The organism is Micromonospora musae, assembly GCF_003626545.1.
GTDB classification, from domain to species: domain Bacteria; phylum Actinomycetota; class Actinomycetes; order Mycobacteriales; family Micromonosporaceae; genus Micromonospora; species Micromonospora musae.
Map to the genome: position 1 here is coordinate 41,057 of NZ_RAZS01000006.1, position 12,667 is coordinate 53,723.

At 73.8% G+C, this 12,667-nt stretch carries 9 protein-coding genes and 2 pseudogenes; 6 read left to right on the forward strand and 5 right to left on the reverse strand.

The features are described from left to right. The first annotated feature begins 37 nt into the window (after positions 1 to 37). Positions 38 to 1,591: a glutamine-hydrolyzing GMP synthase gene (guaA, locus tag D7147_RS17660; RefSeq protein ID WP_120679038.1), complete on the forward strand. Its 1,554-nt coding sequence runs from the start codon at positions 38 to 40 to the stop codon at positions 1,589 to 1,591. 88 nt (positions 1,592 to 1,679) lie between these two features. Here guaA and D7147_RS17665 read toward each other — a convergent pair. Beyond that, a pseudogene (locus D7147_RS17665) lies at positions 1,680 to 2,012 on the reverse strand (PspC domain-containing protein); the annotation flags it as partial. 144 nt (positions 2,013 to 2,156) lie between these two features. On the opposite strand from D7147_RS17665, the gene D7147_RS17670 reads away from it, so the two are divergent. The 3 genes from D7147_RS17670 to D7147_RS17680 all read left to right on the forward strand — a co-directional run bounded on the left by D7147_RS17670 (position 2,157) and on the right by D7147_RS17680 (position 5,400). Continuing rightward, the gene (locus D7147_RS17670) at positions 2,157 to 3,104 is read left to right on the forward strand and encodes an NUDIX domain-containing protein (RefSeq protein WP_120679042.1); all 948 of its coding nucleotides are present in this window, start codon (positions 2,157 to 2,159) and stop codon (positions 3,102 to 3,104) included. 124 nt (positions 3,105 to 3,228) lie between these two features. Further along, positions 3,229 to 4,128, forward strand: coding sequence for an NUDIX domain-containing protein (locus D7147_RS17675; RefSeq protein ID WP_120679044.1), 900 nt, complete (start codon positions 3,229 to 3,231; stop codon positions 4,126 to 4,128). A gap of 366 nt (positions 4,129 to 4,494) precedes the next feature. Beyond that, positions 4,495 to 5,400 (forward strand): CDP-alcohol phosphatidyltransferase family protein, encoded by a 906-nt coding sequence (locus tag D7147_RS17680; RefSeq protein WP_233563230.1) that lies wholly within the window; start codon positions 4,495 to 4,497, stop codon positions 5,398 to 5,400. Between the two features lie 80 nt (positions 5,401 to 5,480). On the opposite strand, the gene D7147_RS17685 is transcribed toward D7147_RS17680, so the two are convergent. The 3 genes and pseudogenes from D7147_RS17685 to D7147_RS17695 form a co-directional block, all read right to left on the reverse strand. After that, entirely contained in the window at positions 5,481 to 6,734 is a 1,254-nt protein-coding gene (locus tag D7147_RS17685; protein ID WP_120679048.1) for a phosphatidylserine decarboxylase, read from the reverse strand. A gap of 601 nt (positions 6,735 to 7,335) precedes the next feature. Beyond that, positions 7,336 to 7,614: pseudogene (locus D7147_RS17690) on the reverse strand (hypothetical protein); the annotation flags it as partial. Beyond that, a complete protein-coding gene (locus tag D7147_RS17695) occupies positions 7,611 to 9,629 on the reverse strand; it encodes a PspC domain-containing protein (protein ID WP_199734198.1) in 2,019 nt (672 codons plus the stop codon). The pseudogene D7147_RS17690 and the gene D7147_RS17695, both read right to left, overlap by 4 nt. A 200-nt stretch (positions 9,630 to 9,829) precedes the next feature. Between D7147_RS17695 and D7147_RS17705 the strand changes: the two genes are divergently transcribed. Next, entirely contained in the window at positions 9,830 to 11,077 is a 1,248-nt protein-coding gene (locus D7147_RS17705; protein WP_255510747.1) for an ATP-binding protein, read from the forward strand. A gap of 2 nt (positions 11,078 to 11,079) precedes the next feature. After that, positions 11,080 to 11,766, forward strand: coding sequence for a response regulator (locus D7147_RS17710; protein ID WP_120679050.1), 687 nt, complete (start codon positions 11,080 to 11,082; stop codon positions 11,764 to 11,766). Between the two features lie 14 nt (positions 11,767 to 11,780). Here the strand turns inward: D7147_RS17710 and D7147_RS17715 are convergent, their stop codons facing one another. After that, positions 11,781 to 12,515: a PIG-L deacetylase family protein gene (locus tag D7147_RS17715; protein WP_199716576.1), complete on the reverse strand. Its 735-nt coding sequence runs from the start codon at positions 12,513 to 12,515 to the stop codon at positions 11,781 to 11,783. Positions 12,516 to 12,667 lie beyond the last annotated feature (152 nt).

Genomic DNA, 12,667 nt, shown 5'->3' on the forward strand with positions numbered 1-12,667 from the left:
CCGGGGGCGGCCGGAACAGTAGGTAGGCTTTCTCCACATGAGCACGCCTCGCCCCGTCCTCGTGGTGGACTTCGGAGCCCAGTACGCCCAGCTCATCGCGCGCCGGGTACGCGAGGCGAAGGTCTATTCCGAGATCGTCCCGCACACCATGCCGGTCGCCGAGATGCTGGCGAAGAACCCGGCAGCGATCATCCTCTCCGGCGGCCCGGCCAGCGTCTACGCGCCGGGTGCCCCGCAGGTCGACGCCGGCATGTTCACCGCCGGGGTGCCGGTCTTCGGCATCTGCTACGGCTTCCAGGCCATGGCCCAGGCGCTCGGCGGCACGGTGGCGCACACCGGCAACCGCGAGTACGGCGGCACCCCGTTGCAGGCCCGCCCGGAGGCGGGCGTGCTGCTCAAGGATCTCCCCGCGGACCTGCCGGTCTGGATGAGCCACGGCGACTGCGTTACGGAGGCGCCGGCCGGCTTCACGGTGACCGCCGAGTCCGCCGGCGCGCCGGTCGCCGCCTTCGAGGACCTCGTCGGGCGGCGGGCCGGCGTGCAGTTCCACCCGGAGGTCGGGCACACCGCGCACGGCCAGGAGATGCTCACCCGGTTCCTCTACGAGATCGCCGGCATCGAGCCCACCTGGACGCCGGAGAACATCATCGACGAGCAGGTCGCCCGGATCCGCGAGCAGGTCGGCGAGAAGGAGGTCATCTGCGGCCTCAGCGGTGGCGTCGACTCGGCGGTCGCGGCGGCGCTCGTGCACAAGGCCGTCGGCGACCAGTTGACCTGTGTCTTCGTCGACCACGGTCTGCTCCGGGCCGGCGAGGCCGAGCAGGTCGAGAAGGACTACGTGGCGGCGACCGGCATCAAGCTCAAGGTGGTCGACGCGCGGGACCGGTTCCTGGGCGCGCTCGCCGGGGTGACCGACCCCGAGCAGAAGCGCAAGATCATCGGCCGGGAGTTCATCCGGGTCTTCGAGGCCGCCGCCCGGGAGATCGCCGCGCACGGTGACGTCGAGTTCCTGGTGCAGGGCACCCTCTACCCGGACGTCGTCGAGTCCGGTGGCGGCACCGGCACCGCCAACATCAAGAGCCACCACAACGTCGGCGGCCTGCCGGAGGACCTGAAGTTCGCGCTGGTCGAGCCGTTGCGCGCGCTCTTCAAGGACGAGGTCCGCACCCTCGGGCTCCAGCTGGGGCTGCCGGAGGAGATGGTCTGGCGTCACCCGTTCCCCGGCCCGGGGCTGGCGATCCGGATCATCGGTGCGGTCGACGAGGAGCGGCTCGCGCTGCTCCGCAAGGCCGACCTGATCGCCCGCCAGGAGTTGACCGCCGCCGGCCTGGACCGGGACGTGTGGCAGTTCCCGGTGGTGCTCCTGGCCGACGTACGCAGCGTCGGGGTGCAGGGCGACGGGCGCAGCTACGGGCATCCCGTGGTGCTGCGCCCGGTCTCCAGCGAGGACGCGATGACGGCCGACTGGTCCCGGCTGCCCTACGACGTGATCGCGCGGATCTCGACCCGGATCACCAACGAGGTGGCCGAGGTCAACCGGGTGGTGCTGGACGTGACCAGCAAGCCGCCGGGCACCATCGAGTGGGAGTGAGCGGCGCTCAGCCCGCGGTCGGCGGTACGGGCCCGCTCGGCGGGACCGGCGCCGTCGCCTGCGGCGCGGTGCCGACGGGCTCGGCGGCCGCCGCCGGCGGGTAGTAGGGCGGCGTCGGGGCGTACCCCGGCCGGCTCGTCGCCGTGGTGGTCGGCGGCGGAGGCTGCGGCGCGGCACCCGCGGGGTGCGGCCAGGCGGGGGCGCCGGGCGGCTCCTCCGGCATCAGGAACCACATGACCGGGTACGCGAGCAGCGCCAGCCCGCCGGTGAGCAGGACGGCGACCGCGAAGAGCACCCGGATCATGGTGGGGTCGACGCCGAGGTAGCGACCGACGCCACTGGCGACACCGGCGACCATGCGGTCGGTGGTGGGGCGCCGGAGCTGCTTGTACGGGGCCTGGGGAGGGGTGTTGGTTGTCATGTCTCCACCCTCCGCGTCGGCTGCGGCGGCGACCTCGGTGAGCGCCCGGATCCTTACCCTGACCGCTCCCTGAGTCGCGAGCCCTGTGTCAGCAATCTGACTCTTTTCGATGCCGGTAACCCGCCCGAGGGAGAATTTTTTTCCGTGACCACCGCGCTGACGCCGCTCCGCAGGATCGCGGCATACGCAGTTTGTGCCGATTCGGCTGGCCGGGTTCTCCTGGTTCGTGCCTCCCCACGCTCCGGCACCCCCGGCCGATGGTCGCTGCCCGGCGGCGCGGTCGACCACGGCGAGGATCCCAACCACACGGTGGTCCGGGAGACGGCGGCCGAGACGGGGTTGTCGGTCTCCGTGACCGGGCTGCAGGACGTGCTGGCGGACATGCGGGCGCTGCCCGAGCGGGGCATCACGATCCACACCGACCGGCTCATCTACCAGGTGTCGGTGCGGGGCGGGACCCTCACCGACCGGGTCGACCGGCCGACCGACCTGGCCCGGTGGTTCACCCGGGAGGAGGCCGCCGAGCTGCCGCTGCGCTCGTTCACCTCGCGCGCCCTCGGCCTGCCCGCGTCCTCGGGCGACGTGGTTCCGGACGAGCCGCCCGAGTTCCCCTCCTTCTACGCGGTGCCCGGGCCGGACGGGCTGCACCGGGCGCAGCGCTTCGCCGCGTACGCGGTCTGCACCGACCCCGAGGGCCGCGTCCTGCTCACCCGCGTCGCCGACGGCTACCCCGGCGCCGGCTGCTGGCACCTGCCCGGCGGCGGCACCGACTACGGGGAGCAGCCCGGCGCGGCGCTCATCCGTGAGCTGGTGGAGGAGACCGGGCAGGACGGGCGGCTCGTCGAGCTGCTCGGCGTGGCCAGTCACCGGGACGCCGCCTCGCTCGGCCCGGAGGGCTACCCGATCGACTGGCACGGCGTACGCGCCTTCTACCGGGTGGTGGTCGACCGGCCCGCCCCGCCCACCGTCGCCGACGTCGGCGGTTCCACCAGCGAGGCCCGCTGGTTCGCCCCCGCCGAGCTGGGCGCCCTGCCGGCCGAACGCCTCACCGAGGTCACCGCCGAAGCCGTCCAAGCCGCCCACCTCACCTGACCCCTACTCCCACCCCCACCTCCGCCCGGCCTGTGGTGATCATGAGGTTATTGTCGGGACACGCCGGGATGGACGGCGATAACTTCATGATCGACCAGACTGGGACGCGGGCGGGGGCCACGGGATGCAGCAGCGGCGGCAGGTGGGTGCGTACGGGCTCTGCCGCGACGACGGGCGGGTGTTGCTCGTACGCGGCTCCGCCGCCGCCCAATTCCCGGCGGTCTGGCACCTGCCCGGTGGCGTCGTGCCGCACGGCGAACACCCCGCGCACGCCGTGCTCCGCGAGGTGGGCGAGGAGACCGGGCTGACCGTCGAGGTGACCCGACTGCGCGCGGTGCTCGCGGACGTCGTCCCGTTCCCCGACGCGGACGTGTCACTGCATACCGATCGGCTCGCCTTCGACCTGGCCGTCACCGGGGGAGCGCTGCGCGACGGGCCGGCGGGGGTGACCGACTCGGCCCGCTGGTTCACGCCGCGGGAGGCGGCGGCGGTGCCGCTGGCGCCGTTCACCGCCGAGCTGCTCGGCCTGCCGGTCTCCCCGTTGCCCGCGGGGCACGCGGGACCCTCCTCCTTCCCGCCGCTCGGCGACCGCCGGCTGCGCTTCGCCGCGTACGGGCTGGTCACCGACCCGCAGGGGCGGGTGCTGCTCACGATGATCGCCGAGGGGTATCCCGGCGCCGGGCTGTGGCACCTGCCCGGCGGCGGCACGGACCACGGTGAACAGCCCGAGCCCGCGCTCCTGCGCGAACTGGTCGAGGAGGCCGGGCAGCTCGGCCGGGTGATCGAGCTGATGGGCGTGGACAACCTGCACAACCCGGCCGCGTTCGGGCCCGAGGGGCGCCCGCTCGACTGGCACGGGGTACGGGTGATCTACCGGGTGGTGGTCGATTCGCCCACCGAGGCCCGGGTCACCGAGGCGGCCGGCGGCTCGACGGCCCGCGCGGCCTGGTTCACGGCCGACCAACTCGACGACCTGCCGTTGACGGACGTCGCTGCCTGGGCGACCGGACAGCGAGTCGGATAAGCCGCACCGCCCGAGCCGGTTCGGGCCCGTTGGGCTACAGTCGAGGTAGGGAATGATGGATAACGGGCGATGAGGCCCGGGATGCGAACGAGAGAGCCGTCTGAGCGGTATATGGAGATATAAGCCCGCCGACAGCTATCGCCAAGCGCCGTTCCCTGTGTAATGGTGTACTCCGCACAACGGCTGCCGGGCCGAGAGTGGTCCGGTACGAGACAGCCGGATGCACGTCCCGAAGACTCATCCGGTGATGGAGGAAGCGTGCCGAGAGCCCCATGGCGCCGGCGTCGTACGACTGACAGTCCGCGCCCCGCAGGGCGTCGCTGGGCGGGCCGGCTCCGCCGCAGCGGCGCGTTCGCCCGGCAGGTTCTGCTGGTCCGGGTGGGCCGGCGTGACGGCGAGCTGACCACAGGCACCGAAACCGCTCTGGTCGAGCCCCGCTACCGCAGCCGTCGTCGCCGCTACGGGCTGGACCGGTTCAGCCGGGCACAGGTCGAGTCGGTCATGCCGGTCAGCCCGGCGCTGCCGCCGATCAGCCCGGCGCTGCCACCGGTGACCGCGCCCGACGACACGGCGGCCGGGTCGATCCCGCTGCTCCCCGGCGAGCGCACCGTCACCCGCCGGGTGAAGTTCGCACTGGTCAACGCGTGCACCCTGAGCAGCCTGACCCTCGGCATGCTCGCCATCTTCCTGGCCATGCAGGGCGAGGTGCGCATCGCCGCGCTCTCCCTCATCGCCTGCGTCGCGTTCGACGGTCTCGACGGGGCGCTGGCCCGCAAACTCGGCGTGGCCAGCCCGTTCGGCGCGCAGATGGACTCGCTGGCCGACATGTGCTCGTTCGGCCTCGCCGCGCCGGTGGTCGTCTACGCTTCGCTCGCCGGCTCCGTGTCGACCGCCGCCGCGGCCGTCGCGTGCGCGCTCGTCGCGGCCTGCGCCGCGATCCGGCTCGCCCGGTTCAACGTCAGCCCCAAGGACGGCCGATTCTTCTGCGGCGTGCCCACCACCATGGCCGCGGCCGTGCTCGCGGTGACCGTGGCCATCGGGTTGCCCGTGCCCGGTCCGGTCCTCCTGGCCGGGGTGGCGCTGCTGGCCTTCGCGATGGTGTCCAGCTTCCCGTACGCCAAGCTCGCCCGGCTGGTGAAGCTGCCGCCGTGGCTGTGGCTCGCCCCGGTGATCGGCGCGCTGGTCGACATCCGGCTCACCTTCGCCCTGATCGTGGTGGGCTACCTGGTCAGCGGGCCGGTGCTCTGGCTGCGCCAGCGGCGAGCCGCCTGACCGGGCGCAAGAGCCGCCACACCCCGTACCGGAAAAGAGAGAGGCGCCGCGATCCGCGGCGCCTCTTCTCGTCGTTCGGCTCAGAGCCAGCGGGCGATCACCGTCGTGCCACCGACCACCTTGTCGCCGGGGCCGACGAGCGGCTCCGCCGCATCGGCCGGCAGGTAGACGTCGGTACGCGAGCCGAACCGGATCAGCCCGAAGCGCTCGCCCTTGGCCAGCAGCGACCCGATGGGCACCCGCTGCACGATCCGACGGGCGATCAGGCCGGTGCGCTGCGCCACCACCACCGTGCCGTGCACCGTGTCCAGCACCGTGTACGCGGCCACGTTGTGCTCGGCGTCCGGCTTCATGGCGTTGACGAACCCGCCGTCGGCCACGAAGTAGTCGACCACCTTGCCGGCCACCGGAGCACGGTTGACGTGCACGTCGAGCACCGACAGGAAGACCGCGACGCGTAGCCACTCGCCGTCGCCGAAGCGCTCGTCGTGCAGGCGCTGCACCGACAGCACCTGGCCGTCCGCGGCGGCCACCACCGCCGCCGGGTCCTCGGGCACGTCCCGCTCCGGGTCGCGGAAGAACGCGGCGACCGGTGCGGCGGCGAGGGCCGGCAACAGCCAGAGCTTCGACTTCGGCCGGGTCAGCCGGGCCAGCGCGGCCAGACCGAGGCTGATGCCGGCCGCCGCGACCCCGTTGGAGTCGATGTGCATGGTCCGGGTCAGCGGCACGCTCGACGGCCGGTGCGCGGCGGCGAGCCGATCCGCCGTGGCCGGGCTCGCCGGGCTGAACCGGAGCCGGTGCAGACGTACCGGCGGCGAGTTGCGCAGCACCAGGTCGACGCCGACGCCGTGCAGGGCGCTCTGCCGCTCGAGCTCCGCCGCCGCGCCCAGGGTCCGGCCCGGCCCGGCGGCGGTCGCCACGCTGAGCACCGCCCCGGCGTTGAGGTACTTGGTGAGGGTCTCGATCGTGGTGCGGGTCTCGTCGGCGGCGCCGAGCAGCGGCTCGGCCGCGATCACCACCTCGGCGGGGTCGGCCTCGGTGAGGGAGTCGACCACCCGGACCCGGTCGGCGACCCACCGACCCTGGGCGGTGACGTGTTCGCGCAGGGCGGCGGTGGACCCTCCCTCGGCGGCCACCACGGTGAGCCGGTCACCGGGCAGCAACGCCTCGATCGCCGCGGCCAGCACCGCGGACTGCGGGTTCACGCCGACCAGCAGCGCGGCCTTCGAGTCGTTGAGCCGGGCGAGCTCGGTGACGAGGGTACGGGCGGCTCGCTCGCCGATGCGGACCGGACCGGGCCGGCCGGGGGTACGCACGGCGGGGGACTGGGTCATGTCGGACGGGCTCCTGACGGGGTAGACACGGCAAGCGCGGGACGGGCCGCCGCGGCGGGGTGGGATCGACCCACGAAGGCGGAAACTCCATCGGCCAGCATAGGCGTCCCCGCGTGCCGATCGCACCGCCGCCGAGGGGCCGGGTCGAGCACTTTCCCCGCCGGGCCGAGGGTCTGTTTCATAAGGCTCGCCCGAACCTTGTGAAACAGACCCCAGGTCAACGCCGCGGGTCGTCCCCGTCGTCGGGGCGAGTCGACCCGGGAGCGCCCACGCCCTCCGGGCCACCGCCCGACCGCTGCTCGGCCGGCCCGCCGACGACAGTCCCGGTCGGCCGCTCGTCGACGCCGTCCCCCCGGTCGGGACCGGCAGCCGTCTGATCGATGGTGGTCGTGCTGACCTCCGCCCGGTCGAGGGCAATCGTGGCCGGGTCCGCCGGTTGCCCGTCGTCGTCCGGCCGGATCTCGGCCGTGCGGTCCACCTGCCAGGCCGGATGGATCGCGCCGGTGGCCGGCTGGTCCGGCTCCCAGCCGGGGAGGATCCCGCCGGAGACGGGCTGGTCCGGGTGCCATCCGGGGTCCACTCCGGTGGCCGGAAGGTCGGCCCGCGGCTCCCCGGCGGCCGGCGCGCTCGCCCGCTCGGCCGCGGTCACGTCCGCGGCCGGTTGGGCGTCGGCCGGGGCCACCTCCCGGTCGGCGTGCCGGCCCGAGCGGAGCGCGCCCACCAGACCGAAGACCCCGATCAGGATCAGCCCGCCGGCGAGGAACCAGCCGACCGGGGGTAGGGCGAGCCCGAGGATCTTGCCGGAGAGCCACCAGGCGGCGAGCGCCAGGAAGAGCAGCCCGAAGGCGAAGGAGACGAGATCGGTACGGTGCGCCTTCATCGGGTCACCACCAGGCTTCCGGCATTGATGTGGACGAAGAGGCGCAGGGTGCCGCCGCCGGCGCCGTCCGCGCCGAGGTCGCTGAACTCCCGGGATCCGCCGGCTGCCCCGGCCTGGTGTTGCCCGAAGACTGTCGCGTCGCCGGCGTTGACGTCGGTCACCGTGGTCACGTCGACGTTCTGCGGCACCACGACCGTGCCCTGTCCGAAGTTCACCGAGACGGTGATCTCGGCGTTGTGTCCGGCGAAGTCGACCGAACGCAGGTCCAGCACCGCGTCACCGAAGCTGTTCTCGTAGCGCGTGGCGAGGTCCTGGTAGCTCGACGGAGCCCAGGTCACCGCGCCGTCGACGCCCCGGAACCGGTCGTACGACTCGGCCACCGTCGCCACGGCGAGCGCGGCGGCGGTCACCAGACCGAGCGCGATCAGCCAGCGGGCCCGGCCGAACCAGGTGCCGACCAGCAGCCCGACCCCGATGGTGGCCAGCGCCGCGGCGAAGTACGCCGACGCGCCGACGTCGAAGACGTTGAGCAGGTCGAGGATGACGACCAGGCCGAGCGCCAGGAAGATCAGGGAGAAGGTCACCGCGCCGAGCGCCGAGCGCTCCTTCGGGCGCTTCGGTGGCTTCGGCGGTTTCGGTGGCTTCGCCGGCGGAGCGGCACCCGGGGACTGGGTCGCGTACGGGCCGTGCGGGGCGAACGGCGGACGGTAGCCGGTCGGCGGCATCGGAGCGGTGGGGGTGTGCCCGCCGCCCGGCTGGCCCCCGCCGAAGGGGTCGGACGCGGGCCCGGTCGGCGCCGGCCAGCCGGGTGCCGCCGGGGCCCCCCACTGGGGTGCGGTCGGCTGGGCCGGCGGCCAGCTGGGCAGCTCGGCGGTGCGGTCGGCGGGCTGCCCGGAGACCGGTGCGCCGGCCTGGGGCTGGGGAGCGCTCCCCCCGTGCGGAGCGATCACCTCCCGGGCCTCCGGCCCCGGCGAGGGCTGGGGCTGCGGGCCGACCCCGGGCGCGGGCGCGCCGGGCATGGCGCTCAGGTCGGCGGTGGGTGGTGCGGCGTACTGGGTCGGCGCGGGGTAGCTGACCGGGGGCACCGGGCCGGGCGGCGCGGGTGGTGGCCCGGCCGGGGCGGGCTGGGAGCGTCGGTGCCCGCGGTTCAACAGCAGCGCCCCACCGATCAGGATGGCCGCGCCGAGCAGCACCGCGCGGAAGGCGTCGGTGACGATGTAGCCGAAGCCGACGGCCGCGACGATGCCGAGCACGATCACGGTGACCGGCGACATGCTGGACCGGCCGCGGCCGAGCATCGACTCGATCGGTGACGCGGTGTCGCCCTCGCCGGGGATGATCAGCCACGCGGCGATGTAGACCAGGATGCCGACCCCGCCGAAGAAGCCGAGCACCGCGAGGAGCACCCGCCAGAGCACCGGGTCGGTGTTGGTGGCGCGGCCGATGGCGGCGCAGACACCGGCCAGGTAGCGCCCGTCGCGCGGGCGGACCAGCCCGTACCGCGTGGTGAATCCGAATGCGCCGGGCGGGGGGCCACCGGCCGCGCCACCCGGGCCGCCCGGCGGTGGCGGCGGGGTACCCCCGCCCCCGCCCCCGCCGCCGGCGAACCCGAAGGCCGGACCGGGGTCGCCGCCTCCTGACCCGAAGGCCGGACCGGTGCCGCCGCCACCGAATCCGGAGGCCGGCCCGGTGCCGCCGCCTCCGGGCCCGAAGGCCGGACCGGTGCCGCCACCACCGAATCCGGAGGCCGGCCCGGTGCCGCCGCCTCCGGGCCCGAAGGCCGGACCGGTGCCGCCCGGGCCGAAGCCCGGGGTGGGGCCGGCGCCGGCCGTCTCCGGACCCGGTCCGTACCAGGCCGGTCCCGGCCCGGCGTCCGTCGGTCCGGGCCCGGGGCCCGCGCCGGGCGGCGGACCGGCCGGTGCGGGTCCCGTCCAGCCGGGGGAGCCGGGCGGAGGCGTCGCTCCGCCCGGCGGTGCCACCCCTGCGCGGGGCGACTGGGCAGCTTCCTCGGTCATGCTTCCGATCCTGCTGCTTCACCCGCCCGAGTGACCTCAGGAGCCGACCCTGACGGCACCCTGAGATCCCGGGGCGGGAATGTCGGGGGCGTCCCCGTGGTCGAGACCCGTCGCAGCGTGTGACGATCGAGCGGTACCACCGTCAGGTGCCGGCCGCACCGCCACGGCCCGGCGCCGTCGCCGCGACGAGGGAGCCTCCGATCAGCAGCGTCAGCCCGCCACCGCGCCTCTACCGCGCCCCGGAGCACCGGATGGCCGCCGGGGTGGCCGCCGGTATCGCCGAACATCTCGGCATCTCGGTGCTGCGGGTACGGGTGGCCTTCATGGTCCTGCTCGGGCTGAGCGGGCTCGGCCTGCTGCTCTACGCGGCCTTCTGGGCGGTGGTGCCGCTGCGACCCGGTGACACCGGCGTGCCGCCGCGTCGTGACGTGGCGCAGCTGTTGCCGTTCGTGGCGATCGGGCTCGGTGTCCTGCTGGTCCAGGTGATGGTCTTCGACTCGATCGGCGCGGCCGGCACCGCCGGCTGGCTGGTGGCGATCATCGCGGTGGGCGCGGGGGTGATCTGGCACCAGTCGGCGCCCGAGCGGCGTCGGCGGTGGGGCGAGTCCCTGCCGGTGCCGTGGCTCGGCGCCGTGGTCGAGGAGAGCGACCGGCGGGCGTTCGTGCTCCGCTTCATCGGTGGCGGGGTGCTGGTCGCGGTCGGCATCATCGGGGTCGCCGCCGTCTACTCCCCGGCCCAGAACCTCGACGCGGTGATCAACGGCGTCATCTTCGCGCTGGTCGGCCTCGCCGGGGTGGGCGTGGTCGCCGCGCCGGTGCTGTGGCGGACGTACAACCAGCTCCGCTCGGAGCGGGAGGGACGCATCCGCGAGCAGGAGCGGGCCGAGCTCGCCGCGATGGTGCACGACCAGGTGCTGCACACCCTGGCCCTGATCCAGCGCAACGCCGGCGACGTCAAGACGGTGCAGCGGCTGGCCCGGGGTCAGGAGCGGTCGCTGCGCAACTGGCTCTACAAGCCGACCGCGTCACCGACCGAGCGGTTCGCGGCCGCGTTGGAGCAGGCCGCCGCCGAGGTCGAGGACACCTTCGCGATCAACGTCGAGGCGGTGGTGGTCGGCGACCGGGAGACCGACGAGCGGGTCGGGGCGCTGGTCGCCGCCGCCCGCGAGGCGCTGGTGAACGCCGCCCGGCACGCCGGGGTGCAGACCGTATCGCTCTATGCCGAGGTGGAGCCCGAACAGGTCAGCGTCTTCGTCCGGGACCGGGGGAAGGGATTCGACCCGGATACGGTGGAGGACCACCGGCACGGGGTACGTGGTTCGATCGTCGGACGGATGAGTCGGCACGGCGGGCGGGCCGAGATCCGGTCCGCGCCGGGGGAGGGCACCGAGATCCGGTTGATCCTGCCGATCTCCCGGGACTCGTCCACAGCGGAAAGGGACAGATGACGATGGCCGAGCAGCCGATGGAACCGGTCGACGGGGCGGGTGTCCGCGCCGAACGGCTGCGGGTGTTCCTCGTGGACGACCACGCCATGTTCCGCGCGGGCGTACGAGCCGAACTCGGCGCCCACGTCGAGGTGGTGGGTGAGGCGAGCACGGTGGCCGAGGCGGTCAACCGGATCGCCGCGACCGTGCCGGACGTGGTCCTGTTGGACGTGCACATGCCCGACGGGGGCGGGCGCGCGGTGCTGGAGGCGATGCGGCGTACCCACCCGCAGGTCAAGTTCCTGGCGCTGAGCGTCTCGGACGCCGCCGAGGACGTCATCGGCCTGATCCGGGCCGGGGCGCGGGGTTACGTCACCAAGACCATCTCCCCGGACGAGCTGACCGCGGCGATCCGCCGGGTGGCCGACGGGGACGCCGTGTTCAGCCCCCGGCTGGCCGGTTTCGTGCTCGACGCCTTCGCGGCCCGGCCGGACGCCCCGGTCGCCGACCCCGAGCTGGACCAGCTCACCAACCGGGAGCGTGAGGTGCTCCGGCTCCTCGCCCGGGGGTACGCGTACAAGGAGATCGCCAAGGAGCTGTTCATCTCGATCAAGACGGTCGAGACGCACGTCTCCAATGTGCTGCGCAAGCTGCAGATGTCCAACCGGTACGAGCTGTCCCGCTGGGCGGCGGACCGCCGGCTGGTCTGAGCGGCGGCTCTTCCTCACTCGGTACGCAGCACGGTGTACGCCTCGACGAGGCGACCGGGTGGCAGGCCCGCGTTGTCCGCGGCGGTGGTGAGCCGGTCCCGGATCCAGCTCTCCACCTCGAAGTGTCCGGTCTGCGAGCGGTGGGCGCGCATCGCCGCCAGCTTGCGGTCGAACCGGTCGGTGATGTCGACCGCGTGGTCCGGGGCGGGGCCGCCCGCGTACCAGACCTCCCGGACGACCCACGGCTCCAGCCCCTCGGCGATCAGCTCCGGATGGGCGAACCGGTTGCGCGCGTCGGGGTAGACGGCACAGGTGGTGGCCTCGCCGACGGCCAGGTGGTCGGGGTGACTCGGCCCGGTGAGCTGCTCCCAGCGCCGCAGCGGGGCGTGGGTCAACACCCGGTCGGGCCGGAACCGGCGGATCGCCGCGGTGATGTCGCGACGTAGCGCCAGGGTGGGGGCGAGCGCGCCGTCCGGGTAGCCGTCGAGGTGCTCGACCTGTTCGACACCGAGCGCCGCGGCGGCGGCCCGCTGCTCCGCTTCCCGCAGCCGGGGTATCTCGGCGCGTTCGGTGTCGTCGAAGCCGCCCGACTCCCCCCGGGTGACGATCAGGTAGGCGACCTCGATACCCTCATCCCTCCAGACGGCGATCGTGCCCGCGCAGGCGAAGTCGACATCATCCGGATGGGCAAAAACCGCCAGCGCGCGACGGACGTCGGCGAGTGCCGGAGCGGACGCGGGAAAGCTCACAGAGGCCGAGACTACGCGCGCAACGGGCGTGTCGGTGGGACAAGGTCTTACCTGCTCAGAGCGGCATGAGCTGCGTTTTTCATGATCTTTTCTCAAGTATCGGCAACGTGGCGGCCAACTAACGTCTTGATAACGGCACCTTCACGGAACCG